This window comes from Massilia sp. Root351 (assembly GCF_001425045.1).
Lineage (GTDB): Bacteria > Pseudomonadota > Gammaproteobacteria > Burkholderiales > Burkholderiaceae_D > Rugamonas.
The window spans coordinates 323,530-348,931 of sequence record NZ_LMDJ01000023.1; the positions used below are offsets into that span (position 1 = coordinate 323,530).

Genomic DNA, 25,402 nt, shown 5'->3' on the forward strand with positions numbered 1-25,402 from the left:
GCAGGCAAAATCGCCGCATGGATACCCACGACCTGCAAATTCTACAGCTGATCCAGTCCGATAACCGGCGCTCCGCTGCCGAGATCGGGCAGGAAATCGGCTTGTCCGTTTCCGCCGTCAGTGACAGGCTGCGGCGCCTGAACGCGTCCGGCGCGGTGGCCGGCAACCGCGCGGTGATCGACCCGGCACGCGTCGGCATCACCGTGTGTGCTTTCGTCTTCGTGGACCTGGAGCCGCGCGCCGACGAGGCCCTGTTCGCGGCTGCCTTGCGTTCCTTCGCCGAGGTGCAGGAAGCGCACCACATCACCGGCCCGCATTCATGGCTGGTGAAAGTGCGCGTGTGCGACACCGCCGCTCTGCAGCGCTTCCTCACCACGCAGCTCAAGCCGGTGCAGGGCGTGCTGCGCACCGAGACCATCATCGCGCTGGATACGGCCAAGGAAACCTCCGAACTGTGCTTCAGCCCGGGACAGGGGGCTGCGCCATGATCGAGATGGGTTCGACCCTGATGCGGGGTGCGGTGATCGGCTTCGCCATCGCGGCGCCGGTGGGCCCGGTGGGCCTGCTGTGCATCCGCCGCACCTTCGCCCACGGCGCCCGCACCGGGCTGGCGTCCGGCTTGGGCGCGGCCACGGCGGACGCCATGTACGGATTGATCGCGGCCCTGGGCATCAGCGCCGTTGCAGCGCTGCTGCTGGAACATGCGGCGCTGCTGCGCATGGTCGGCGGCTTGCTGATGGCCGGACTAGGAATTGCCGCGCTGCGCCGCGCCCGCGCGATGCAGGCGCCGGCGCCCGTCGCGCACGGCCAGCAGGGCCAGGCTGCGGCCGCCCAGCCGCCGTCGGCGGACGCAGCCGCCGCGCCCCTCGCGGCGACAGCGCGCGGCCTGTTCGGCGCTTTCGGCAGCACCTTCGCGCTGACTGCCTCCAGCCCGATGACCATCCTCTCCTTCGCCGGCCTGCTGGCGGCCCTGGCGCCCCCCGATGGCAGCATGGCCGGCGGCCTGCTGCTGGTGGCCGGCGTGTTCGCCGGTTCCATCGCATGGTGGGCGCTGCTGGTGGGCGGCGTGGCCGCCAGCCGCAAGGCGGTTTCGCCTGGAATCCTGCGCATCATCGAAGCGGTATCGGGATGCGCCTTGCTGGCCTTCGCTGCCTGGTCGCTGATCACCGGGATGACAATGGCCTGATCAATGGCCTGATCGGATCCTGAAAACGGTGCTAAAGTAGCAGGCAGCCCATGCCTATTCATTACGCCCGAAAACTCACCGGCAGCAAACGCAGCCCCGACGGCAACCGCCACCTTGGCGTGCTGTTGTGCTTTGTCGCCGGCGCGATCAACGCGGGCGGCTTCCTGGCCGTGCGCCAATACACTTCCCACATGACCGGCATCGTGTCCGACATGGCCGACAACCTGGCGCTGGGCGCTTACCGCCTGGTGCTGCCGGGCCTGGGCGCTCTGCTGTCCTTCCTCGCCGGCGCGGCTTGTTCGGCCATCATGGTCAATTACGCGCGCCGGCGCCGGATGCACGGCGAGTATGCACTGCCCTTGCTGCTGGAAGCCTTGCTGCTGCTGGGCTTCGGCGTTTTGGGCGCGCAACTGGCGGACATTGCCGGCCTGTTTGTTCCGCTCACCGTGATGACGCTGTGCTTCATCATGGGCCTGCAGAACGCGCTGATCACCAAGATCTCGAAGGCCGAGATCCGTACCACCCACATCACCGGTATCGTGACCGACATCGGCATTGAGTTGGGCAAGCTGGCGTACTGGAACGGGCGCGAACTGCAGCCGGGCCAGCACCGCGTGCAAGCCAACGGCGAGCGCCTGTGGCTGCTGGTGACGCTGGTATCCGCGTTCTTTGCCGGCGGCGTGTCCGGCGCGCTGGGCTTCCAGACCATGGGCTACACGGCAACCGTTCCATTGGCGCTGCTACTGGTGGCAATGGCGATCGTCCCTGCGCTGGACGATTTGGTGGCCCGCCAGGGCTAAGTAACGATGGCTGCATGGCGTCAAATTCCGCTTGCACCGTTATCCAATATGCTGGATACTTAATCCACTATGACGGAATCTTCTCTCCATTTGTTAATTGCCCAGCGCGTGCGCGAACTGCGCGCCGCGCGCGGCCAGTCACTGGACGCGCTGGCCAGCCACTGCGGTGTCAGCCGTTCCATGCTGTCGTTGATCGAACGCGGCGAAAGCAGTCCCACCGCCGTGGTGCTGGAGAAGCTGGCCACCGGCCTTGGCGTGACACTGGCCTCGCTGTTCGAGGCGCCGGCGGCGGCGGGCGATCCAGTTTCTCGCCGTGCCCAGCAGCAGTCCTGGCGCGACCCGCATTCCGGCTACGTGCGGCGCAACGTGTCGCCGGCAGGCGTGGCCTCGCCGATCCAGCTGGTGGAAGTCGAGTTCCCGCCTCTGGCCCGCGTGGCCTATGAAACCGCCGCGCGCGAGCCGCAGGTGCACCAGCAGGTGTGGATACTGGAAGGCGTGATCGAGATTACCTATGGCGAGGAACTGTTCCGGCTGGGCGCGGGGGACTGCTACGCGATGGTGCTGGACCGGCCCATGGCGTTCCACAATCCTACCGGCGAGACCACGCGCTACGCGGTCGTCATTACCACCACAGGCAACTTCAGGAGCTGACATGCAGGACTATCGCGTACACCGCCTGGCTTCCGTCAGCGAGGCCCACATCCAGGAACTGGCGGACCTGTTGACCGATTGCGTGGAGGGCGGCGCATCGGTGAGTTTCATGCAGCCCTTGGGGATGGACAAGGCGCTGGCCTTCTGGCGCGGCGTCGCGGACGGGGTGGCGTGCGGCGAGCGCGCATTGATGGTGGCCGAGGACGACACCGGCATCCTCGGCACGGTGCAGCTGGTGCTGGCGCAGCCGGATAACCAGCCGCACCGGGCGGACGTCTCCAAGATGCTGGTGCGGCGCCGTGCGCGCCGGCGCGGCCTGGGCGAGGCGCTGATGCGGCACGCCGAGCAGGTGGCGCGCGACTGCGGCAAATGGCTGCTGGTGCTGGACACCGCCAGCCCCGACGCGGAGCGGCTGTACCAGCGGCAGGGCTGGCAGCGCGTCGGCGTGGTGCCCGACTTTGCGCTGATGCCCGACGGCGCGCTGTGCGACACCACTTTCTATTACCGCAAACTGGAGCCGCTGGCGCTGGACAATCCGGTCTGGAACGCGCTTGGCGGCAACGGCCTTGACGGTGGCAGCGGCAGTGGAACACACGCCGCGATGGCACTGCGCAATGGCCTGGCCGCGCGCTATCCGCGCGACGTGTCGCCGCTGGCGGGGCTGCGCGAGCCGTCGGCACAAGCGTTCGAAGACTTGCGCGCGATGGTCGAAACCGATGAGGAAGTGTGGCTGCTGACGCCCAGCCCGCTGGCGCTGCCGCCGGAATGGGAAGTGGTGCGGGCGCGCTATATCGACCAGATGGTCTACACGGGCCCGCATCCCGTGCAGGCCGGCCCGCACGCCTGGCCGCTGCTGGCGCTGGGCGCCGACGATGTGCCGGAAATGATAGCGCTGGCGGCGGAAACCAGGCCGGGGCCGTTCGTGCGGAAGACCATCACCATGGGCCGCTATCTTGGTGTACGCGCGGCCGGCGGCAGCCTGGCGGCGATGTCCGGCACGCGCATGGCGCTGGACGGGTACACGGAAATCAGCGCGGTCTGCACCAGCCCTGAAGCGCGCGGCGCAGGCCACGCGCGGGCCCTGATGCAGTCGCTGATGGCGCAGATCCAGGCGTCCGGCAAGACGCCGTTCCTGCACGTGAAAACGGAAAACGGCGCCAAGCAAGTCTATGAAAAATTAGGCTTTGCCGTGCGCCGCGAGATCTGCTTCAGCGTAATCAGGCGCGTAGCCTGATCATTCCGCGAACACCTGGGCCGACGGCGTGATCTTCACCGCCTCCGGCTTGATGTTCAGCTTCAGGTTGCCGATCACCTGGTCTTCGTCCAGCACTTCCTTCGGCTTGTTGCCGTCGTACTTGATGGGTGAGGGCGCGTCGCTGAGCAGTTTTTCCTTCAGGCCGGCGGCATCCTTGGTGATCATGACCACCGACAGGTTTCTGGCCGACAGGTGTTTCTTCATGGCCGCGTTGACGTCGTCGACGGTCAGCTTCGACAGGCCGTCCCGCATCAGCTTTGTGAATTCGGGCGTGTCGTACCACTGCGAATCGAGCGCATAGCCCAGTTGCTGGTCCTGCGTCGAGGTCATGACGAACACGTTCTTCATCAGGTAGCCGCGCGTGGTTTCGAACTGCTCCTTGCTCATGCCGTTGCTGAGCGCCTTATCCAGTTCCGACAGCGCGATGCGCAGCGCGAAGTGGCCGTTTTCAGGCGCCACAGGGCGGATCCACACCTCGAACAGCTGTGCCTTGCGTCCCAGGTTAGGGTTGGGGAAGAACTGGAACATTCCGCGCGGGAAGGCTTCGGTGTACGCGTAATCGCCATAGTTCATGCCGCGCAGTTGGCGGATGCGCTGGTACAGCAGGGCGCTCGACGAACGGTGCTCGCCCAGCCAGGTCTTCACCATCCACAAGGCGGGGAAGTCGGTGTGGGAACGGGTTACCGTGAGCGGCAGGCCGAAGGAAATGGCGGTGGCGCGAGTGTTCTTCTCGATGATCTCGATTTCCAGTCCGGCCGGCGTCTTGCCCACCGGCGGCTTGCTTGCCGGCAGGCCGGCGCCATCGGGAAGCTTGGCCAGCGCCTGCTTCAGCGTGGCGGTCATGGCCTCGCTCACGTCGCCGGAAATGCCGACGCGCACGGCGCCCTGGGTGTAGGCGGTTTTCCAGAAGTTCTTCACATCGTCCAGCGTGATGCTGTCCAGGCCCTTGGCGGTGCCCAGCACGGCGTGGCCATAGCCGCTGCCCGCGAACACATTCGCCTGCAGGCGCTCCTTGCCCAGTTCTTCCTCGTTGTTGTCCTTCAGGTCAACTTGCAGCGCGTTTTTCTGCGCATCCTTCAGGCGGCGGAAGTCTTCCTGGCGGAAGCCCGGCGACAGCAGCATCGGCAGCGCGATCTCGTTGAAGGCGGCCCAGTTGTCCTTGTGGATGGAGCCGGTGAAGGTGGTCATCTCCTTGTCGGTCTGCTCGCTGAAGCTGCCTGCCATGGGGAAGAACGCCTTGGCGATCTCGTCGATCTTGCGGTCGGTGGAGCCGGCCGAGGCCACCATGGCGGCGGTCAGCGCCGCCAGGCCTTCCTTGCCGGCCGGGTCGTGGGCGGAACCGGCCGAGAACAGCAGCTTGTAACGGATCTGCGGCAGGGCGGACTTTTGCACCAGCACGTCGAGGTTGGCCTTGCCCGCCTTCGGCTCGAAGCTGGCCAGTTTCGGCAGCGTGCCGATCTGCGCCGGCAGCGTGGAGTGCGACAGTGTGGTCACCACCATGCCGTCGTCGGTGAGGAACTTGCGGCCGGCGGCCAGCAGGTCGGCCGGGGTCAGCGAGTCCAGCACGCGGTAGTAGTTGTTGATGGTGCCGTAGGAGCGGTTGAAATGCACGAAGGAGGCCAGCGTGCCGGCGATCTGTTCGGTATTGTCCAGCGAGCGGATTACGCCGTACTTCAGCGCGGACTTGGCTTCGGCCAGCGTCTTGTCGCTGACCGCTTCGGTGCGCGCCTTGGCGACGGTTTGCAGGATGGCGTCGCGCACGTAGATGGCGTCATCGCCTTTCTTCACGCGGGCGGCGATCAGGGCCAGCGTCGGATCGACGCGGTTGGGCGTGCTGTCGAACAGCTGGTCCACTTTCTGCTCGTCCTGTACCAGGCGCTTGAATAGCGGCGAGGTACGGCCGAAGGACAGCGACAGCAGCATCGACAGCGCGGCCTGCTCCTTGGCTTGTTCGGAGAAGGCCGGCGCGCGGAAGGCGACGGTGACCAGCGGCAGGGTGGGCGTGGCCCAAGGAACGTGCTTGTAGATGGCGCCTGCCGGAGCCGGTTCCACCGGCACGTCGGCCTTGTAGCTGCCGCGCTGCCATTTGCTCCAGTATTTTTCCACCATGGCGATAGCCTTGTCCGGCTCCACGTCGCCGGCGACGATGATGGTGGTGCGCTCAGGGCGGTACCAGCGGTCGAAAAACACCTTGGAATAGGCATACTGGTTCGGCATGTCCTCGATGTCCTTGATGAAGCCCATCGTGGTGTGCTTGTAGGTGTGCTTTTCAAAGGCGGCGTCGCGCATCACTTCGAACAGCTTGGAGAACGGATTGGCGCTGTTCTTGTTGTATTCGCCCAGCACGGCGCGCGATTCGGTCTTGAACACGTCTTCGCTGTACTCCAGGTTCTGGAAGCGGTCCGCTTCCACCTTCAGCACGGTGTCCAGGTCTTCCTTGGCGAAGGTGGTGTAGTAGTTGGTCAGGTCGTCGCTGGTGTAGGCGTTCTGGCGCGCGCCGGCCTTGGTGATGATGTCCTGGTATTTCTCGGGCGGGTAGTTCTTGGTGCCCCGGAACATCATATGCTCGAAGAAGTGGGCGAAACCGGACTTGCCGGGCTCCACCTCATTGCGCGAACCGGTCTGCACCGGGATCTGCAGCGAGACGATGTTGGGGAAGCCGGTCGGCACGACGATCACTTTCAGGCCGTTGGCGAGGGTCTTCTCGGTGGCTTTGAAGGGCAGCAGATCGGCCTTGGCCGGGCTGACCGAAGGCGCCGCCATCGCGGGCGCGGCCAGTGCCAGGGTAAGGACTGGTATCAGCTTGGACACTTATTTCTCCTTGTTGTTTTAAAAAACCACGCAACCTTGTGGGGAGTGGCAACGTGGAAGAATAAAATATTCAGGCCCGGATGCATAGGCATTTCGGCGTGCTAACATGAAAGTAAAACGGCCCATTCAGAGCAAGTAACAATATGAGCGCAACCACCGGTATCAACAGCATCGATGCACTGGCCTACAGCAGCTGGACTACGGTGCCCGGCACGGCGGCAACGCTGACCTACCGCTTCCTGACCAGCGTGCCGGGCGACGCCACGGCCGACGATGCCAAGGGTTTCCAGGCGATGACGTTTGCGCAGCAGCAGGCCACCCGCGCCGCGCTGGACGCCTGGGCTGCCGTGGCCAACGTGACTTTCGTCGAAACCGCCGGCGGCGGACAGCTGCGCTTCGGCACCAACGACCAGAGCGGGGACAACAGCAGCGCCTATGCGTACCTGCCTGAACCGGGCGTTGCGTGGGTGGCGCTGTACCTGAACAACCGCGGCTACTACAACAGCGTTTTCACGCCCGGCAGCTTCGGTCCGGCCGTGCTGCTGCACGAGATCGGCCACACCCTGGGGCTGAAGCACCCAGGCGACTATGATTCGGCCGGCGGCAGCGTGGATGGGCCCTTCCTGCCATCGGCCACCGACAATACCGATTACACGGTGATGTCCTATCACCAGTCGTCCGCTTTCAACGGGCGCTACGACGTCTCGCCCATGCTGTACGACATCCAGGCCATCCAGTACCTGTACGGCGCCAACACGGGCTACCGCACCGGGGACGACGTGTACGCTTTCGGCAGCGGGCAGGCGCCAGTGTGCGTGTGGGACGCGGGCGGCAACAATACCTTCGACTTTTCGGCCTGTACCGGCGCCACGCAGATCGACCTGCGCGCGGGCGCCTTCAGCGGCACGGCCAGCGGCCTGGCCAATGTGTCGATCGCCTACAACGTATCGATACGGAACGTGCTGACCGGCGCCGGCGGTTCCAGCGTCACGCTCAACGACGCGGGCAATGTAATGAAAGGCGGCAGCGGCGCCGACGTGGTAAAGGTCGGCGCGGGCGACGACATCATCAACACCGGCGACGGTGAGGACGCGGTGGTGTTCAGCGGCCTGTTTGCCAGCTATTCCATCATCCGCACGGCGGACGAAGTGCGCATAGGAGGGCAGGGGCTGGATGTGCTGACTGGCGTGGAGCTGCTGCAGTTCGCCGACATGCGCGTGAACGTGGCGGACCTTGCCTTGCGCGGGCCGGCCGGCGGCACCGGCGGCAACGATATGCTGCAGGCGGCGCCGGGCAATGAATTCATCGACGGCGGCGCGGGTCTCGATACGCTGGTCTACGGCGCTGCGCGCGGCTCCTACTCGGTGCGCGCGTCCGGCAAGGGCTACACCGTCACCGACGGCGGCGGCAGCATCGATGTGCTGAGCAGCGTCGAGCGGCTTGCGTTCAGCGACAGCGCGCTGGCGCTGGACGTGGGCGTGGACGGGGCGGCCGGCGAAGTGTTCCGCCTGTTCCGGGCGGCGCTGGACCGGGCGCCGGCCAGCGGCGGGCTGGGTTTCTGGATGTCCGCCCTGGACCACGGCACTGGCCTCGGCGCGCTGGCGCAAAGCTTCCTGGACAGCGCCGAGTTCAACGCACGCTACGGCGGCTATGACAACCGGCAGTTCCTCACGCAGCTGTACTTGAACGCGCTGCACCGCGCACCCGACGAGGCCGGCTTGAACTGGAATGTGGCCATCCTTGACGGCGGCATGTCGCGCGCCACCATGCTGCTCAACTTTGCCGACTCGCCTGAGTGCCAGGCGGCGGTGGCCGGCCTGATCGGCAATGGCCTGGTCTACACGCCGTTCGGCTAGGACTCGGCTTCCTGCGTCAGGCTGATGCGGTTGCGGCCCATGTGCTTGGCCCGGTACAGCGCCGCGTCGGCGGTCGCCACCAACTGGGGCGGATCGGCCTCCGGCGCCGGCAGCGCGGTGGCGGCACCGATGCTGACCGTGACGAACTGCTTCTCCGCGCCCAGGTTGGGCAGCTGCAGCCGCTCCACGCGGCAGCGTATGCGCTCGGCCACGATGGCCGCGCCTTTCAGCGACTGGTTGGGCAGGATCACCGCGAATTCCTCGCCGCCGTAGCGGGCCACCAGGTCGTTGGCGCGCATCTCGCTGGCCACCGCCGTGGCGATGCGCTGCAGGCATTCGTCCCCGCCCAGGTGGCCGTAGGCGTCGTTGTATTGCTTGAAGTTGTCGACATCGACCATCAGCAGCGACAGCGGCTGCTGCTGGCGCAAGGCGCGCTGCCACTCGGCGTGCAAGGTGCTGTCGAAGCAGCGGCGGTTGGCCAGCCCGGTCAGGCCGTCGCGCGTGGCCAGCTGCTCGAGCGCGATCTGGGCCTTCTTTTCGTCCGTCAGGTCGCGCAAGGTTTCCACCACCGCCACGATGGCGCCGTCGCCGTCGCGGATCGGGCTGGCGTCCACCGCCAGGTAGCGGCTGCGGCCAAGGCGCGGCATGTCGCACCAGTTTTCGGCGGTCAGGCTTGCTTCGTCCTCGGCGCGGCGCACGTGCAGGTCGTACAGGTGGCCGGCCTCGCCGCTGCGGCCCTGCACCACCAGGTCGGCCAGGGTGGGGCGCTGCTGGTGGTAAAAGCAGCGCCAGTGCTCGCAGCTGCCCAGCACCTCGCCGGCCTTGACCCCGGTAAGCCGCTCGCAGGCGCGGTTCCAGATCAGCACCCGCCCGTGCCCGTCCAGTACGAAGGTGGGGACCACCAGCAGCTCCATCAGCCTGAGCGCCAGGCCGTGCTGCGGGCCGGCCAGGGCCGGGTCGAACAGATGCAAAACCTGTGGCATACGATTCCTTTTTTGACCTGTTTTTACGTGCTTGTGGTTGATTGCGGTGCTGTTTATTGTGCTGCGGCAAGTCACCGCCTGGCTTGATGCGGAACAAAAGATGGCTGATTGGCCGCCTTGGCGGCCGTGGGGATGGAGATGGTCAGCGCGGTGCCCTGTCCGGGCGTGCTGGCCAGCACGAAGCAGCCGCCGGCGGCGGCCACGCGGTGTTCGATGCCGAGCAGGCCGCAGCCCCGGCGCGGCGGCCCTTCGCGCATGCCGACGCCGTTGTCGCGCACCGTCATGCTCAGCTCGTGGTCGTTGCGGCACAGCGCGATGCGCACTTCGGTGGCGCCGGCGTGGCGCGCGATGTTGGACAGCGACTCCTGCAGCACGCGGAACACGGTGGCGTCGGCCGGGCAGGCGGCGTCGCTGCCGTACTGGGCCGACTCCAGCTGATAGTGTATGCCGTTGATGCGCGAGAATTCCGTCAGTTGGCGCTCCACGGCGCGCCGCAGCCCCTGTTCCAGCCCTACCGGCCGCAAGCCGTTGATGACGCCGCGCAGCGAACGCACGGCGGCGTCGGTATGCGCCAGCAAGGTGGCCAGGTGAGGGCGCGCGGATGGCGGCATGCCGGGGTGGTTCTGCAGCGCCGCCAGTTCGATGTTCAGTGTCAGCAGGTTTTGCCCGAGGTCGTCGTGGATGTCGCCGGCGATGCGCATGCGCTCCTCGTGCAGCAGTACGGCGCCGCCCGCCCGGGCCGCTTCCAGCGCGCGTTCGAGCAGCTGGCAGCGCCACAGCAGCGCCAGCGAAATGGACGCCAGCAATACTGTGCAGGCACTCAGAATCTCCACATGGGATGCGGTCATGGCAGGCCCTCCAGCTGTCGGAACAGCTCTGAACATATCCTGAACGCAATTAATGCACTTTGTTAAATATCAAACTGTCAATCGGATATGCCGTATGGCTAACATTTTTTCCACACTTTATGGCAGCGCCGCTTTCGGCTATAATTGAAGGTTGACTATCGGGTTAATCATCGTGACTTACAGCATCAAAGAGATTTTCTACACCTTGCAAGGCGAGGGCGCCCACGCCGGCCGTCCCGCGGTGTTCTGCCGCTTTGCGGGCTGCAATCTGTGGACCGGCCGAGAGAGCGACCGCGCCACGGCGGTCTGCCAGTTCTGCGATACCGACTTCGTCGGCACGGACGGCGAACGGGGCGGCAAGTTCGCCACGCCGGAGGCCTTGGCCGGGGTGATCAACAGCCTATGGCCGGAGACCTATCCAGCCAGCAAGTATGTGGTGTTTACCGGCGGCGAGCCCTTGCTGCAGCTGGACCCGGCCCTGATCGCAGCGATGCACGCGGCGGGCTTTGAGATTGCGATTGAAACCAACGGTACCTTGCCGGTGCCAGAAGGCGTGGACTGGATCTGCGTGAGCCCGAAAATGGGTTCCAGGCTGGTGGTCCACAAAGGCAACGAGATCAAGGTTGTGATCCCGCAGAAGGACCAGGACCTGGCCGCCTATGAAGGCCTGGACTTCGAGAACTTCTTCGTCCAGCCCATGGACGGCCCGCTGGCCGAATTCAACACCACGCTGGCGATCGAAACCTGCAAGCGCAATCCGAAATGGAAACTGAGCCTGCAAACACATAAACTGCTGCAAATACCTTAAGAATCAATATGCTGACCATCACCCGTAAACTGGAATTCGACGCAGGCCACCGCATTCCGGACCACAAAAGCCAGTGCCGCAACCTGCATGGCCACCGCTACACGCTCGAAATCACGCTCACCGGCCAGGTGATCAACGCCGAAGGCAATTCCGACAACGGCATGATCATGGACTTTTCGGACGTGAAGACCATCGCCAAGGAACACCTGGTGGACGTCTGGGACCACGCCTTCCTGGTCTACGAGAAGGACAGCGCGGTCAAGGAGTTCCTGGCTTCGCTGCCGAACCACAAGACCGTGGTGATCGACCGCATTCCGACCGTGGAAAACCTGGCGGCGGTGGCCTTCGACATCCTGAAAGCAGCTTTCAAGGACCGCTACGGCACAGGCCTGCACCTGCACAAGCTGGTGCTGCACGAAACCCCTAACTGCTGGGCAGAGATCACCGATGCCTGATTTGCAGGCGCCCGCCGCACTGGCCGGGCCGCTGCCCACGGCGGCTGTGCAGCCGGCTGACGAGGCCTTCATGCGCGAAGCGCTGGAACAGGCGCAAAGGGCCTGGGACGAGGGCGAAGTGCCGGTGGGCGCCGTCGTCGTCAAGGACGGCGTGGTCATCGCGCGCGGCTACAACCAGCCTATCGGCAAGCACGACCCCACCGCGCACGCGGAGATCGTGGCGCTGCGCGCCGCCGCCGAAGTGCTCGGCAATTACCGCCTGCCGGGCTGCGAGTTGTACGTGACCCTGGAACCGTGCGTGATGTGTTCCGGCGCGATGATGCACGCGCGCCTGGCCCGCATCGTCTACGGCGCGCCCGACCCCAAGACCGGCGCCTGCGGCTCGGTGGTTAACCTGTTCGAGCAGGAGCGGCTCAATCATCACGCCCGGACCGTGGGCGGAGTGCTGGCCGATGATTGCGCCGGCATGCTGAAGAGCTTTTTCGCTGCCCGCCGCGCTGCGGCCTCGGCGGCACGCAAGGCGGCTGCGGAGTAAGGGTCCTGTGGAGTAAAAGCCACTACCTGCGGCGCTCTCCGCATTGGTGTTCCCCCTGCTCAGCGGTTGGTGCTATGCTGGTGCAAACGGCAAGAGGCATTACCCGTAAGCAGGAGATTCAATGCGGTCCCCCAAACAAATAGAAGATGAGGGCGCGCCTGGCGCGGTGCGCCTCGCCCTGGAGTTGCGCGCGCCCTGGGAATTGGGCGCGGCCTTCGCGGCCTACCCCTTCGCCCGCCTGGCGCCCGCCGGCGATGGCCACCCCGTCATGGTATTTCCCGGCCTGGCGGCAGGCGACACCACCACCATCATTTTAAGGCGCTTCCTGGCCGACCGCGGCTACGATACCTATGGCTGGGAGCAGGGCCTGAACTTCGGTCCCAAGCCGGGCGTGCTGGAAGCCTGTGTCGCGCGCATTGAACAAATCCATGAGAGCACCGGCCGCAAGGTCAGCCTGGTCGGCTGGAGCCTGGGCGGCGTGTATGCGCGCGAAGTCGCCAAGATGCTGCCGGAGAAGGTGCGCCTGGTGGTCACCATGGGCTCGCCCTTCACCGGCCACCCCAAGGCCACCAATGCCTGGCGCGTGTACCAGCTGGTAACGGGCGAAAAGCGCATCGATGCGGCGCGTTTCGCGACGCTGAAGCGGCGCCCGCCGGTGCCCACCACCTCCATTTTCAGCCGCACCGACGGCGTGGTCGCCTGGCAGTGCAGCATGGAGGAGGAGACGGCGGACTCGGAGAACATCGAAGTGCATGCCAGCCATTTCGGCATGGGTGCCAACCCCAGCGCGCTGTTCGCCGTTGCCGACCGGCTGGCGCAGCCGGAAGGGCAATGGTCCCGTTTCGACCGCGTGGCGCACACCGGGATCAAGAAGCTGCTGTATCTCGATCCCCAGCGTACGCCGTTCTTCCAAAACCTTTTTGGACTGTACTGATCATGCCTACCGCCCTCGCCAACGGCATCACCATCGCCTACGAAACTTCCGGAGATCCAGCCGGCCCGCCGGTGCTGCTGATCATGGGGCTGGGCATGCAGCTGATTTCGTGGCCGCAGGAGTTCGTGGACGGCCTGGTGGCGCGCGGCTGCCACGTCATCCGCTACGACAACCGCGACTGCGGCCTGTCCACCAAGTTCGACGGCGCGGGCGTGCCGAATCTGCCGCTGTCTTACCTGAAGAATATCGTCGGCTGGCCGCTGCGGCCGGCCTACACGCTGGACGACATGGCGGACGACGCGCACGGCCTGCTGGACCACCTGCAGGTGCCGCAGGCGCATGTGATCGGCGTTTCCATGGGCGGCATGATTGCCCAGGTATTCGCGGCGCGGCATGCCCGGCGCACGCTGAGCCTTACCTCCATCATGTCGAGCAGCGGCAGGCGCGGCCTGCCGGGGCCGACCCGCGCGGCGCGCAAGTCGCTGCTGACGCCTGCGCCGGCGGGCGGCACGCGCGAGCAGCTGGTGGCGCACCTGGTCGACACCTTCCGTGTGATCGGCAGTCCGGGGTTCCCGATACCCGAACATGAGCTGAGGGCGCGCATCGCCCGCACGCTGGACCGCAGCGTGTGCCCGGCCGGCGTGGCCCGGCAGCTGGTGGCCATTGCCGCCAACGGCGACCGCAGCCACCTGCTCAAGCAGATCCGCAAACCTGCCCTGGTGATACACGGCGCCAGCGATCCGCTGGTGCCGGTAGCCTGCGGCATCGACACCGCCAGCCAGATCGCCGGCGCCGCGCTGCACATCATTGAGGGCATGGGCCACGACCTGCCGCCGCAGCTGATAGGCCGGCTGCTCGCCTTGATCGATCCGCACGTGCAAGGTAAGATGGCCCGGCATTCCCAGGCTGCCTGAACGCCTGGGTGCGTACCTTGGGCTGAATCGATTTGAGTACTTCAAAAGCAGGGAAGGGCGTTGGTATCGCGATCGCGGCGCCGGGCGGCTATGCGCTGGATGAAGCGCTGCTGGCGCGCGGTATTGCGCGCATGGAAGCGCAGGGCTTTGTGGTCCACAATTATTATGAGCCGGAGCTGAAGTTCCAGCGTTTCGGCGGCACGGACCAGGCGCGCCTGGCCCAGCTGAACGCGGCGGCGGCCGATCCCGAAGTGCAAGTGGTGATGGCGCTGCGCGGCTCCTACGGCATCAGCCGCATCCTGCCGCAAATCGACTTCCGCGCCATGGCCGACAGCGGCAAGCTGTTCGTCGGCTACAGCGATTTCACCGCTTTCCATATGGGCTTGATGCAGGCCACCGGCGCCATCAGCTTCGCCGGCCCGATGATCTGCGACGATTTCATCCGCGACGAGCCGGTGGACTACACGCTGAAGCAGCTGTGGAACTGCCTGCGCGGCCCGGCCCACTCGGTGCGCGGCAGCGCCGCCGGCAATCCGGCGGTGGACGTGAGCGGCAAACTGTGGGGCGGCAACCTGGCCATGCTGGTGCACCTGCTGGGCACGCCGTATTTCGCGCAAGTTCAGGACGGCATCCTGTTCGTCGAGGACATCAACGAACACCCTTACCGCATCGAGCGCATGCTGCTGCAGTTGCTGCACGCCGGCGTGCTGGACAAGCAAAAGGCGCTGGTGCTGGGCGACGTGTCCGGCTACAAGCTGGCGGCATTCGACAACGGTTACGACTTCGACGCTATGCTGGCCTACATGCGTTCGCGGCTGCCGATACCGGTGCTGACCGGGCTGCCATTCGGGCACATCAAGCAGCGCTGCACCTTGCCGTTCGGCGCGCAGGCGCATCTGGTGTCGGATGCAGAAGGCTTCGATTTGACCGCGAGCGGCTACCCCACGCTGGGGCATGGCTGATATCGAGCCATGCCCCAGCGTAGTATCAACCTGGAAAAAGAAATGGCGACCGTGCGGGCTACTGTGGAAGCCATGCGCTCAAGCTATGTGACCATGGAAGACTTGGTGTGAGTTGGCTGCTGTCTGCTTCGTTGCCCGGTACGTCAACTGAGCTCAGCTGAGCCTTGGCTGACGCTGAGTTCATAGAGTGGTAAAATGTCAGGTTGTGAATTTACCGCTTTAAGGGCCTTCAGACGTGTTATCGACCGCAAACATCACCATGCAGTTCGGCGCCAAGCCGCTGTTCGAAAATATTTCCGTCAAGTTCGGCGACGGCAACCGCTATGGCCTGATCGGCGCCAACGGCTGCGGCAAGTCGACCTTCATGAAAATCCTGGGCGGCGACCTGGAGCCGTCGGCCGGCAACGTGGCGCTGGACGTCAACGAGCGCCTCGGCAAGCTGCGCCAGGACCAGTTCGCCTACGAAGAAATGCGCGTGCTCGACGTGGTAATGATGGGCCACACCGAAATGTGGGCCGCCATGCAGGAACGCGATGCCATCTACGCCAACCCGGACGCCACCGACGACGACTACATGCGTGCGGCCGACCTGGAAGGCAAAGTCTCCGAATACGACGGCTACACCGCCGAATCGCGCGCCGGCGAACTGCTGCTGGGCGCCGGCGTGGACATCTCGCTGCACCAGGGTCCGATGAGCGCCGTCTCGCCCGGCTGGAAGCTGCGCGTGCTGCTGGCCCAGGCCCTGTTCTCGAATCCGGACATCCTGCTGCTGGACGAACCGACCAATAACCTGGACATCAACACCATCCGCTGGCTGGAAGACGTGCTAAACGAGCGCAATTCCACCATGATCATCATTTCCCACGATCGCCACTTCCTGAACCAGGTGTGCACCCACGTGGCCGACATGGATTACGGTACGCTGAAGATCTACCCGGGCAACTACGACGAGTACATGCTGGCCTCGACCCAGGCCCGCAACCAGCAGCTGGCCAACAACGCCAAGGCGAAAGAGAAGGTCGCCGAGCTGCAGGACTTCGTGCGCCGCTTCTCGGCCAACAAGTCCAAGGCCCGCCAGGCCACCTCGCGCGCCAAGATGATCGAGAAGATCAAGGTCGAAGACATGAAGCCGTCCTCGCGCGCCTACCCCTTCGTACGTTTCGACGGCGAGAAGAAGCTGCACCGCCTGGCCGTGGAAGCGGAGAACATCTCCAAAGCCTACGACCGCCAGCTGTTCAAGAACTTCAGCATCATGGTGGAAGCGGGTGAGCGCATCGCCATTATCGGCGCCAACGGCGCCGGCAAGACCACGCTGCTGCGCTGCATCGGCGGCGAAGAGATCACCGGCCTGAACGCCGACACCGGCCGCATCAAGTGGGCGGAAAACGCCAACGTCGGCTACATGCCGCAGGATCCGACCGAGGAATTCGCCACCGACCTGACGCTGACCGACTGGATGGGCCGCTGGACCAAGGAAGGCGACGACGACCAGGCCGTGCGTTCCAGCCTGGGCCGCCTGCTGTTCGGCGGCGACGAGGTGAAGAAGTCGGTGCGCGTGCTGTCCGGCGGTGAAAAGGGCCGGATGATGTACGGCAAGCTGATGCTGGGCCGCCACAACGTGCTGCTGCTCGATGAGCCGACCAACCACATGGACATGGAATCGATCGAATCGCTGAACATCGCGCTGGATAAGTACGCCGGCACCCTGATCTTCGTTTCGCACGACCGCGAATTCGTTTCGTCGCTGGCCAACCGCATCCTCGAAGTCAAGGAAAACGAGATCGTCGATTTCCGCGGCAACTACGAAGAGTACCTGACCAGCCAGGGCATCAACTAATCCAAGAGCACCATGCAACAGACTCTCGCCATCAAGCCAGTCGAGTACGAGCACCCGCAACAGGGAACCAGCTGCGTTGCGCATGCCTGGGCACGTACGCCAGCCACTCCCAGCGCGGAAGAACGCGTTGCCCTCAAGGAGCGCATCAAGCGCCTGCTGAAAGAAAAAGAAGCAGTGCTGGTTGCGCACTACTATGTCGATGCGGACCTGCAGGACCTGGCCGAGGAAACCGGCGGCTGCGTGTCGGACTCGCTGGAGATGGCCCGTTTCGGCCGCGACCACCCTGCCAAGACCCTGGTGGTGGCGGGCGTGCGCTTCATGGGCGAGACGGCGAAAATCCTCAGTCCCGAGAAGACCATCCTGATGCCGGACCTGGACGCGACCTGTTCGCTGGACCTGGGCTGCCCGGCCGACGAGTTCACCGCCTTTTGCGACCAGCATCCGGACCGCACGGTGGTGGTGTACGCCAACACCAGCGCCGCCGTGAAAGCGCGCGCCGACTGGATGGTGACCTCGTCGATCGGCCTGGACATCGTCAAGCACCTGCACCAGCAGGGCAAGAAAATCCTGTGGGCGCCGGACAAGCATCTGGGCTCCTACATCCAGAAGCAGACCGGGGCCGACATGCTGCTGTGGCAGGGCTCCTGCCTGGTGCACGATGAATTCAAGGGCGTGGAACTGGACCTGCTGAAGGCCGAATATCCGAACGCCAAGGTGTTGGTGCATCCGGAATCGCCGGCCAATGTGGTGGAACAGGCCGACGTGGTAGGTTCCACGTCGCAGATGATCGCCGCCGCCGTCAACCTGGACGCCGACACCTTCATCGTCGCCACCGACAACGGCATCCTGCACAAGATGCGCGCCGCCGCGCCGGGCAAGACCTTCATCGAAGCGCCGACAGCCGGCAACAGCGCCACCTGCAAGAGCTGCGCGCACTGCCCGTGGATGGCCATGAACGGCCTGCAGAACCTGGCCGATGTGCTCGGCGGTACCGCAGGCGGGAACATGAAGAACGAAATCCACGTCGACCCTGCGGTCGGCCTGCAGGCCAAGCGTTCCATCGACCGCATGCTGGACTTCGCAGCAGCCAAGAAAGCCAAGGTTGCGCCAAGCGCGGACCTGGCGCAGGAAGGCAAACTGTTCCAGGGGATAGGACCGGCATGAGCACCTTGCGCAACCCATACGCTCCCTTCGACGCGCCGCTGAAGGCCGCGTTTGAAGCCAACCTGCTGGCCGCGCTGCTGGAAGACGTCGGCACCGGCGACCTGACCGGCCAGCTGGTGCAGGCCGAAGGCCGCAGCACCGCGCGCGTCATCGTCCGCGAAGACGCCGTGCTATGCGGCGCGCCCTGGTTTGAAGGCGTGATGCTGGCCGTCGATGGCAGCATCGGCGTCACCTGGCACTACGCCGAAGGCGACATGATGAAGGCCGACAGCGCCGTTTGCACGCTGGAAGGCCCGTCGCGCGCGCTGCTCACCGGCGAGCGTGCGGCACTCAACTTCATGCAGTTGCTGTCCGGCGTGGCCACTGCCACCCGGCGCTATGTGCAGGTAGTGGAAGGCACCCGCGCCAAGATTCTCGACACCCGCAAAACGCTGCCCGGCCTGCGCCTGGCGCAAAAGTACGCGGTGCGCGTGGGCGGCGGCGCCAACCAGCGCATGGCGTTGTACGACGGCATCCTGATCAAGGAAAACCACATCGCGGCGGCCGGGGGTATTACCGCCGCGCTGGTGGCGGCCAAGCGCGTGGTGGCCAATACCGCTGCCAATGCCAATGTGACGATACAGGTGGAAGTGGAAAACCTGGCCGAGCTGGAAGAAGCGCTGGCCGCCGGCGCCACCTCGGTCCTGCTCGACAATTTCGACCTCGGCATGATGCGCGCCGCCGTGCAAATGAATGGCGGGCGCGCGCTGCTGGAAGGCTCGGGCGGCGTCAACCTGGACACCGTGCGCGGCATTGCGGAGACGGGTGTGGACCGTATCTCCATCGGCGGCCTGACCAAGGACGTGCACGCAACCGACTTTTCGCTGCGCATCGTCGGCTGATCCATCACCAGCTGATCCCCGGCCGGCTGAAGCTTCACTTCAGCCGTCTTTCCCCCACTCGGGAAAAGCGGTAATATCATTCCGCAGTCCGCCTGATCCAGACAGGAGATGCCGAATGAGCAACGATAGATCCCCCCTCGGCCCGGCGAGCGCCATCCATGGCCTTGCTGGCTAAGTTCCACGCCCGCCTGGCACGCCTGAGCTTGCGCTCCAGGCTACGCACCGTCATCACTTGCTTAGCTATCCCGATGCTAGTATCTGCACTGGCAGTGGTGCTGGTGCACGCCTACGCGGCGTCCGTGTGGCACACTTTCGCCGAGCAGGACGAACGGGCGCTGCAGCTTGCCCTGAAAGGCAGCGCTTCGCTGCCTGCATTGGAAACACCCGCCAGCCGGCGCGCCACGCTGAGCGCGCTGCGCGCGCAGATGCGCGACATCTCGGCCCTGAGCGGGGACGCCAACGTGCGGCAGGCCGCGCAGGCGGTCACCCTGTTCACCTATGACTATGAAGCCGGCAGGACTGCGGAAGCGCACGAGGGGGCTGCACTTGCGGCGGCGGCAGCGGTAACGCCGGCTCCGTTGCGGCCCCTGCTCGACGATCTGGTGGTGCAGGCCTCGGGCGCCGCGGCCCAGGCGCAAGCGCATGCCGTGCTGGTGGGGCGCATTGCGCTGGCAGCCATGATCCTGCTGCCGGCGCTGGCCGTGGCGGGCGCCATTGTGCTGGCGAGCGGCATCACGCGCAGCATAGACGGCACGTTGCGCGACTGTATCGCCTTCGCCGGCGAAATCGCGGCCGGCAATTTCAGCCACGGCAGCAGCTCGGCGCGCCCGGCCGCGCGGGCGCGCCACATCGACGCCGATCCCGACAGCGCCAGCGAGTTCGACATCCTGGTGCGCTCCATGAACCGCATCGCCGACGAAACCGTCACCGCCGCCGAACGCGAAGTGGAACAGACCTCGCGGCTGGAGCGGGTGGAACGGGCCTGGGCGCTGCGCTCGGCTTGCAGCAAGTCCCTGGTACAGGCCGAAAGCGAAGCCGAACTGGTCAGCGCCATCTGCGGCCATCTGGTGGAACTGGGCGGCTACCGCGTGGCATGGGTGGGCTATGCCCGCGACGATGAGGCGCAAAGCGTGGAAGTGGCCGCGCATGCCGGCACCGATGCCGCTTACGTCAATGACTTGCAGCTGAGCTGGGGCAGCGATGTGCACAAGCAGGGCGGTTTCGGCACTGCCATCCACCAAGGGCGTACGCTGACGACCACCCAGCTGGCTTCCGACCTCGTGTTTACCTGCTGGCGCGAGCTGACGCCGCCGCACGGCCTGGCATCGGCCCTGGCGTTGCCGCTCAGCGAAGAGCGGGGCGAGGGCGGCACCGGCGGCGCCACAGCCTTCGGTGTGCTCGGACTTTACTCCGAGCGGGCGCGCGCCTTCGAAGACGACGAGCTGCAACTGCTGCACGACCTGGCGGACGATCTGGCTTTCGGCATCGTCAGCCGGCGCCAGTCCGGACAGCGCCAGCGCGCCGAGGAGCAGCTGGCCCACCATGTCAACTACGATGGGCTGACCGGCCTGGCCAAGCTGGAAACGCTGCAGGCGCAACTGGCGCCGCTGGCGGAACAGGCGCGCGCCGGCAGCCGCAAGCTGGCGGCGCTGCATGTGAACCTGGACCGCTTCAAGGACGTCAACAATGCGCTCGGCCGCGCCGGCGGCGACCAGGTGCTGCTGCAGGCCGCGCAGCGGCTGGTCCAGTGCGCCGGCGAAGGCGCGCTGCTGGCGCGCAGCGGGGCCGACGAGTTCATCGTGCTGCTGCCGGTGCCGGCGGCGGCCGATGCCGCGCAGGCTGCGGGACGCATGGCCGCAAGGCTGTCCGAGCCGGTGGCGGCCAGCCTGCTGCCGGCCGCTGCGCCGGCCATCCGGCCGATCGCTTCCATCGGCATCAGCGTCTATCCCGACGACAGCGCGCAATCCGGCGACCTGCTGCGCAATGCCGGCCTGGCACTGCAGGAGGCCAAGCGCCAGGGCGGCAACACTTACCGCTACTATGCGCCCGAGCTTAACGCGCGCATGGCATCGCGCTTCGTCATGGAGTCGGAGCTGAGCCGTGCGCTGGAGCGGGGCGAGCTGGCGATGCACTATCAGCCGCAGTGCAATCTGCAAACCGGCGTCGTCACCGGGGCGGAGGCGCTGATGCGCTGGAAGCACCCCACGCGCGGCATGGTTGCGCCGGGCGAATTCATCAAGCTGGCCGAGGAAACCGGGCTGGTGCTGCCGCTGGGCGCCTGGGCTATTGAAAATGTGTGCGCGCAGCTCAAGGCCTGGCGCGAAGGCGGCGTCAAGGCGCCGCCGGTGGCGGTCAACCTGTCGGCCAAACAGTTCCAGCAAAAAGACCTGGTGCAAACGGTGCGGCGCGCCCTGGAAAGCACCGGCACGCCGGCCCGCCAGCTGGTACTGGAACTCACCGAGAGCGCGGTGATGCACGACGTGACGTCGGCCATTCGCACGCTGAACGAGCTGAAAGAAGTGGGCGTGGGAATCTCGCTGGACGATTTCGGCACCGGCTACTCCTCGCTGAGCCACCTGAAGCGCTTCCCGATCGACCACCTGAAGATAGACCAGTCTTTCGTGCGCGACATCACCACCTCGCCGGACGACGCGGCCATCTGCAACGCCGTCATCGGCCTGGCGCACAATCTGCGGGTGGGCGTGGTGGCCGAAGGCGTGGAGACGGACGAGCAGATGAACTACCTCAGGCGCCGTTTCTGCGACAGCATGCAGGGCTTCCTGTTCAGCAAGGCGGTGCCGCCGGACGCTTACGCGCAGCTGCTCGCCAGCGGCAAGAGGCTGGTCCTGCCGGATGCGGCGGAAACGCCGCGCACCTTGCTGCTGCTGGACGACGAGCCCAACATCATCCGCTCGCTGAACCGCGCGCTGCGGCTGGACGGCTACAAGATACTGGCCGCCACCAGCGCCGCCGACGCGCTCAAGCTGCTGGCCATGAACCCGGTGCAGGTGGTGGTGTCGGACCACCGCATGCCGGAAATGACCGGCATCGAATTCCTTAGCCGGGTGAAAGAGCTGTACCCGGACACCGTGCGCATTATCCTGTCGGGCTACGCCGACCTGGATTCGGTGATCGACGCCATTAACCGGGGCGCCGTCTACCGCTACTTCACCAAACCCTGGGACGACGAGCAGCTGCGCGAATGCGTGCAGGAAGCATTCCGCCACCAGCAATTGCTCACCGTTTGATCTGGCTCAAGTGTCAGAAGGCATCTTATCTTTCCTTTAGGCAAATATCGTACTACTATGTACTAGTAGTAATAGGTATAGACCATTGCCCTTGAGGACAGGAGATCCCGCCCTATGCGCTTGCTTGCCCAGTTCGATAACCGCCTGGCGCGGCTTAGCCTGCATGGACGGCTGTGGGCCGTGGTGGCCAGCCTGGCGCTGCCGATGCTGCTGGCGGCGCTGCTGGCGGCCATGTTTCATCTGTACGCGGTCCAGGCCTGGCGTGGCTACAGCGGCCAGGAGCAGTACGCGGTGGAACTGGCGCTCAAGGCCGGCGCGGACCTGCGGCTGCTGGACGCTCCCGCCGCCCGCCAGGCCGGGCTGCTGGCGCTGCGCGAGCAAATGCGGACCGTCGGTGCGCTGAGCAGTGAGGCCGGCGTGCGGCGCGCAGCGCAGGCGGTGACAACGCTCAGTTACGAATTCGAGGCGGGCACGGGTGCCCAGTCCGGCGCCGGCGCATCGCCCTCCGCCGCACTGGCGCCGCTGCTCGACACGCTCGGTGCGCGGGCGGCCGATGCCTCGGCAAAGGGCAGGGGGCGCGCGGCCAGCCTGGCCATGACCGCGCTGGTGGCAATGTTGCTGCTGCCGGCCCTGGCCGTGGGCGCCGGCATCGCGCTGGCGCGGCGCCTGACCCACAGCATCGACGGCACGCTGCGCGACTGCATAGCTTTCGCCGGCGCCATCGCATCGGACAATTTCAGCCACGGCGGCAGCCAGGCCCGCGCGTCCGTGCGCGCCATGCGCATGAATACCGATGCCGACAGCGCCAGCGAGTTCGACATCCTGGTACGCTCCATGAACCGCATCGCCGACGAAACCACCATCGCCGCCAAGCGCGGCGCCGCGCAAAGCGCCCGCCTGCAGCACCTGGAACGCTCCTGGGCGCTGTTCTCGGCCTGCGCGCAGTCGCAATTGCGGGCGGCGGACGACAGGGAGCTGATGGCCGCCGTGTGCGCACACCTGTGCGAGCATGGCGGCTACCGCGCCGCCTGGGTGGGCTACGCGCTGGACGACGCGGGGCGCGGCATCGAAGTGGCGGCCCGGGCGGGGACGGACGCGAACTACATCCACAAGCTGGCCCTGTCCTGGGGCGATGACGCGCACCAGCAGGGCGGCTTCGGCACGGCCATCCACCAGAACCGCACCATGACGACAAGCGAGCTGGCGGAGGACCTGGTGTTCAATGCGGAGGGCCGGCCGGCTATACCGCACGGCCTGCTGGCCGCCGCGGCGCTGCCGCTGCGCACCGATGCGGACGGCGCGCCGTTCGGGGTGCTGGGCCTGTATTCGGCCAAGGCGGACGTGTTTACCAGCCAGGAACTGGCGCTGCTGCAGCAACTGGCGGACGACCTGGTGCTGGGCATTGCCCGCTGCCGGCTGCACGCGCAGTGCGTGCGGCAGGCCGACGCCGAGGCCGCCAAGGCCGCCGAGGTGCACCCGGTCTACTACGACAATCTGACCGGCCTGGCCACGCTGGAAACCGTGCAGCGCCAGCTGGCCGCTTTGGCCGGCCTTGCCCCGGCCTCGCACAGGAAGCTGGGTTGCCTGCACATCAACCTGGACAGTTTCGACGTGATCAACGAGAGGCTGGGTTATGCGGTCGCCGACCAGCTGCTGGTGCAGGCGGCGCTGCGGCTGGCGCAGGCGGCCGGGGACAAGGCGGTGCTGGCCCGGCCCGGTGCCGACGAGTTTATCGTGCTGCTGCCGGGGCTGGTGTCGGCCGCGCACGCCGGCAAGATCGCCGCGCGCGTGGCCGCCACGCTGGGCCAGGAAATCGATGCCGGCCTGCTGCCGCCCGGTACCCCGCAGCTCAAGCTGATGTGCTCCACCGGCATTGCCGTCTATCCGGATGACAGCGCCGACGCAGCCGACCTGCTGCCGCATGCGCGCCAGGCCATGCAGCAGGCCAAGCAGCAGGGCGGCAATGCGCACCGCTATTATGCGGACGCGCTCAATGCGCAAGTGGCGCAGCGCACCGCCATGGAGCTGGCCCTGCGCCGCGCGCTGGAGCGGGACGAACTGCTGCTGTTCTACCAGCCGCAGAACAGCCTGGCGCATGGCGGTGTGGTCGGCGCGGAAGCGCTCATGCGCTGGCAGCATCCGCAGCGCGGCTTGCTGGCGCCGTTGGAGTTCATCCGCCAGGCCGAAGAAACCGGGCTGGTGATGCCGGTTGGCGCCTGGGCCATCGACCGCGCCTGCCGCCAGATGAAGGAGTGGGCCGGACTGGGGCTGCATATGCCGCCGGTGGCGGTCAACCTGTCGCCCAGCCAGTTCCGCCTGCCGGGCCTGGCCCAGACAGTGCGCCATGCCTTGGCCGCGCACGGCCTGCCGGGCGCGTCCCTGGTGATCGAGGTGAGTGAGCAGGCCCTGGTGCAGGACGCGGAGGCTGCGGCCGCCGTGCTGCGCGAGCTCAAGGAGCTGGGCGTGGGCGTGACGCTGGACGATTTCGGCCATGGCCAGGTGTCGCTGTCATGCCTGCAGCAATTCCCGGTCGACCGCCTGAAGATCGCCCCCGCCCTGGTGCACGAGTTGTCCACTTCGCCGGCCGCCGGCGTGCTGTGCGGGGGCATCATTTCGCTGGCGCACACGCTGGGCATCAAGGTGATCGCCGACTGCGTGGACAGCGAGGCGCAGCTGAACGGCCTGCGCAGCCAGCGCTGCGACACCGTGCAAGGCGCACTGTTCAGCAAGGCGCTGCCGGCGGATAGCTACGCCAGCCTGTTCGCCGCCGGTAAGAAGCTGACGCTGTCGGCCCGGCCGGCGCAGGACCAGCCGGGCGCGGCGGACAAGCGCGCTGCCGCGGACGGCGGCGCCGTCGCGGCGCAAGGCGAAGACAGGGTGCAGCGTTGCCTGTTGCTGGTGGATGAGGATGCGGGCACACTGCGCGCGCTGAACCGCGTGTTGAAGGGCGAGGGTTACAAGATCCTGGCGGCGGCCAGCGCGGGCGATGCGCTGGCGCTGATGGAGGCCAACCCGGTGCAGGTGGTGGTGTGCGGTGACCGGCTGCCGGATATGGGCGGCAGCGAGTTCCTGGCCAGGGTGGCGCGGCAAGACCCGGCCGCCGAGCGTATCCTGCTGACGGGCGACGCCGGCTTTGCCGAGGCGCTGGATGCCCTCAACAGCGGCGCGGCGCAGCGCATCTTCCCCAAACCATGGAGCGACGCGCAGCTGCGCGAATGCGTTCATCCACCGCTGCGGGCTGCGTAAAAAAAACCGCCCGAAGGCGGTTTCAAAC

The 25,402-nt window shown here is 66.1% G+C and carries 19 protein-coding genes and 2 pseudogenes; 18 read left to right on the plus strand and 3 right to left on the minus strand.

What is annotated here, in order from left to right; all coding sequences use genetic code 11:
- The first annotated feature begins 17 nt into the window (after window positions 1-17).
- The 6 genes and pseudogenes from ASD15_RS18530 to ASD15_RS33255 all read left to right on the plus strand — a co-directional run bounded on the left by ASD15_RS18530 (window position 18) and on the right by ASD15_RS33255 (window position 3,871).
- Window positions 18-488: an Lrp/AsnC family transcriptional regulator gene (locus tag ASD15_RS18530; protein WP_057156495.1), complete on the plus strand. Its 471-nt coding sequence runs from the start codon at window positions 18-20 to the stop codon at window positions 486-488.
- Entirely contained in the window at window positions 485-1,186 is a 702-nt protein-coding gene (locus tag ASD15_RS18535) for a LysE family translocator (protein ID WP_057156496.1), read from the plus strand. The genes ASD15_RS18530 and ASD15_RS18535 overlap by 4 nt, the downstream gene beginning before the upstream one ends.
- Window positions 1,187-1,236: 50 nt before the next feature.
- Window positions 1,237-1,977, plus strand: a pseudogene (locus ASD15_RS18540) (YoaK family protein); the annotation flags it as partial.
- A 78-nt stretch (window positions 1,978-2,055) separates the two neighbouring features.
- The gene (locus ASD15_RS18545; RefSeq protein ID WP_057156498.1) at window positions 2,056-2,637 is read left to right on the plus strand and encodes a helix-turn-helix domain-containing protein; all 582 of its coding nucleotides are present in this window, start codon (window positions 2,056-2,058) and stop codon (window positions 2,635-2,637) included.
- A 1-nt stretch (window position 2,638) separates the two neighbouring features.
- Window positions 2,639-3,151, plus strand: a pseudogene (locus tag ASD15_RS33250) (N-acetyltransferase family protein); the annotation flags it as partial.
- A gap of 426 nt (window positions 3,152-3,577) precedes the next feature.
- Window positions 3,578-3,871 (plus strand): GNAT family N-acetyltransferase, encoded by a 294-nt coding sequence (locus ASD15_RS33255; protein WP_267877833.1) that lies wholly within the window; start codon window positions 3,578-3,580, stop codon window positions 3,869-3,871.
- Here ASD15_RS33255 and ASD15_RS18555 read toward each other — a convergent pair whose 3' ends face one another.
- The gene (locus ASD15_RS18555; RefSeq protein WP_057156499.1) at window positions 3,872-6,703 is read right to left on the minus strand and encodes a pitrilysin family protein; all 2,832 of its coding nucleotides are present in this window, start codon (window positions 6,701-6,703) and stop codon (window positions 3,872-3,874) included.
- 143 nt (window positions 6,704-6,846) lie between these two features.
- Between ASD15_RS18555 and ASD15_RS18560 the strand changes: the two genes are divergently transcribed.
- Window positions 6,847-8,559: a DUF4214 domain-containing protein gene (locus ASD15_RS18560; RefSeq protein ID WP_057156500.1), complete on the plus strand. Its 1,713-nt coding sequence runs from the start codon at window positions 6,847-6,849 to the stop codon at window positions 8,557-8,559.
- Here ASD15_RS18560 and ASD15_RS18565 read toward each other — a convergent pair.
- Window positions 8,556-9,542, minus strand: coding sequence for a diguanylate cyclase (locus ASD15_RS18565; protein ID WP_057156501.1), 987 nt, complete (start codon window positions 9,540-9,542; stop codon window positions 8,556-8,558). The genes ASD15_RS18560 and ASD15_RS18565 overlap by 4 nt on opposite strands.
- Before the next feature lie 71 nt (window positions 9,543-9,613).
- The gene (locus ASD15_RS18570) at window positions 9,614-10,390 is read right to left on the minus strand and encodes a sensor histidine kinase (RefSeq protein ID WP_082551934.1); all 777 of its coding nucleotides are present in this window, start codon (window positions 10,388-10,390) and stop codon (window positions 9,614-9,616) included.
- A gap of 172 nt (window positions 10,391-10,562) precedes the next feature.
- Between ASD15_RS18570 and queE the strand changes: the two genes are divergently transcribed.
- The 11 genes from queE to ASD15_RS18625 all read left to right on the plus strand — a co-directional run bounded on the left by queE (window position 10,563) and on the right by ASD15_RS18625 (window position 25,374).
- A complete protein-coding gene (gene queE, locus ASD15_RS18575) occupies window positions 10,563-11,198 on the plus strand; it encodes a 7-carboxy-7-deazaguanine synthase (protein ID WP_057156503.1) in 636 nt (211 codons plus the stop codon).
- Between the two features lie 8 nt (window positions 11,199-11,206).
- The gene (gene queD, locus ASD15_RS18580; RefSeq protein ID WP_057156504.1) at window positions 11,207-11,653 is read left to right on the plus strand and encodes a 6-carboxytetrahydropterin synthase QueD; all 447 of its coding nucleotides are present in this window, start codon (window positions 11,207-11,209) and stop codon (window positions 11,651-11,653) included.
- On the plus strand, window positions 11,646-12,188 hold the full coding sequence (gene tadA, locus ASD15_RS18585) for a tRNA adenosine(34) deaminase TadA (protein ID WP_082551935.1): 543 nt from the start codon (window positions 11,646-11,648) through the stop codon (window positions 12,186-12,188). Before queD ends, tadA begins: the two co-directional genes overlap by 8 nt.
- A gap of 121 nt (window positions 12,189-12,309) precedes the next feature.
- Entirely contained in the window at window positions 12,310-13,122 is an 813-nt protein-coding gene (locus ASD15_RS18590; RefSeq protein WP_057156505.1) for an alpha/beta hydrolase, read from the plus strand.
- Window positions 13,123-13,124: 2 nt separating this feature from the next.
- Window positions 13,125-14,036 carry an alpha/beta fold hydrolase gene (locus ASD15_RS18595; protein WP_057156506.1) on the plus strand — a complete coding sequence of 304 codons (912 nt, stop codon included), beginning with the start codon at window positions 13,125-13,127 and terminating at the stop codon, window positions 14,034-14,036.
- A gap of 32 nt (window positions 14,037-14,068) precedes the next feature.
- The gene (gene ldcA, locus ASD15_RS18600; protein WP_057156507.1) at window positions 14,069-14,998 is read left to right on the plus strand and encodes a muramoyltetrapeptide carboxypeptidase; all 930 of its coding nucleotides are present in this window, start codon (window positions 14,069-14,071) and stop codon (window positions 14,996-14,998) included.
- A gap of 235 nt (window positions 14,999-15,233) precedes the next feature.
- Window positions 15,234-16,835: an ABC-F family ATPase gene (locus ASD15_RS18605; protein ID WP_082551936.1), complete on the plus strand. Its 1,602-nt coding sequence runs from the start codon at window positions 15,234-15,236 to the stop codon at window positions 16,833-16,835.
- A 12-nt stretch (window positions 16,836-16,847) separates the two neighbouring features.
- A complete protein-coding gene (nadA, locus tag ASD15_RS18610; RefSeq protein WP_057156509.1) occupies window positions 16,848-17,999 on the plus strand; it encodes a quinolinate synthase NadA in 1,152 nt (383 codons plus the stop codon).
- The gene (gene nadC / locus ASD15_RS18615; protein WP_057156510.1) at window positions 17,996-18,880 is read left to right on the plus strand and encodes a carboxylating nicotinate-nucleotide diphosphorylase; all 885 of its coding nucleotides are present in this window, start codon (window positions 17,996-17,998) and stop codon (window positions 18,878-18,880) included. Before nadA ends, nadC begins: the two co-directional genes overlap by 4 nt.
- Before the next feature lie 248 nt (window positions 18,881-19,128).
- Window positions 19,129-22,128, plus strand: a complete 3,000-nt coding sequence (locus tag ASD15_RS18620; RefSeq protein ID WP_162249919.1) for an EAL domain-containing protein — start codon at window positions 19,129-19,131, stop codon at window positions 22,126-22,128.
- Window positions 22,129-22,242: 114 nt separating this feature from the next.
- Entirely contained in the window at window positions 22,243-25,374 is a 3,132-nt protein-coding gene (locus tag ASD15_RS18625) for an EAL domain-containing protein (protein WP_057156512.1), read from the plus strand.
- Window positions 25,375-25,402: the final 28 nt, after the last annotated feature.

Coding starts and splice junctions, on each gene's coding strand:
- ASD15_RS18530 (WP_057156495.1), top strand. CDS start 18: ATGGATACCCACGACCTGCAAATTCTACAGCTGATCCAGTCCGATAAC.
- ASD15_RS18535 (WP_057156496.1), top strand. CDS start 485: ATGATCGAGATGGGTTCGACCCTGATGCGGGGTGCGGTGATCGGCTTC.
- ASD15_RS18545 (WP_057156498.1), top strand. CDS start 2,056: ATGACGGAATCTTCTCTCCATTTGTTAATTGCCCAGCGCGTGCGCGAA.
- ASD15_RS33255 (WP_267877833.1), top strand. CDS start 3,578: ATGGGCCGCTATCTTGGTGTACGCGCGGCCGGCGGCAGCCTGGCGGCG.
- ASD15_RS18560 (WP_057156500.1), top strand. CDS start 6,847: ATGAGCGCAACCACCGGTATCAACAGCATCGATGCACTGGCCTACAGC.
- ASD15_RS18565 (WP_057156501.1), bottom strand. CDS start 9,542: ATGCCACAGGTTTTGCATCTGTTCGACCCGGCCCTGGCCGGCCCGCAG.
- ASD15_RS18570 (WP_082551934.1), bottom strand. CDS start 10,390: ATGACCGCATCCCATGTGGAGATTCTGAGTGCCTGCACAGTATTGCTG.
- queD (WP_057156504.1), top strand. CDS start 11,207: ATGCTGACCATCACCCGTAAACTGGAATTCGACGCAGGCCACCGCATT.
- tadA (WP_082551935.1), top strand. CDS start 11,646: ATGCCTGATTTGCAGGCGCCCGCCGCACTGGCCGGGCCGCTGCCCACG.
- ASD15_RS18590 (WP_057156505.1), top strand. CDS start 12,310: ATGCGGTCCCCCAAACAAATAGAAGATGAGGGCGCGCCTGGCGCGGTG.
- ASD15_RS18595 (WP_057156506.1), top strand. CDS start 13,125: ATGCCTACCGCCCTCGCCAACGGCATCACCATCGCCTACGAAACTTCC.
- nadA (WP_057156509.1), top strand. CDS start 16,848: ATGCAACAGACTCTCGCCATCAAGCCAGTCGAGTACGAGCACCCGCAA.
- nadC (WP_057156510.1), top strand. CDS start 17,996: ATGAGCACCTTGCGCAACCCATACGCTCCCTTCGACGCGCCGCTGAAG.
- ASD15_RS18620 (WP_162249919.1), top strand. CDS start 19,129: ATGCTAGTATCTGCACTGGCAGTGGTGCTGGTGCACGCCTACGCGGCG.
- ASD15_RS18625 (WP_057156512.1), top strand. CDS start 22,243: ATGCGCTTGCTTGCCCAGTTCGATAACCGCCTGGCGCGGCTTAGCCTG.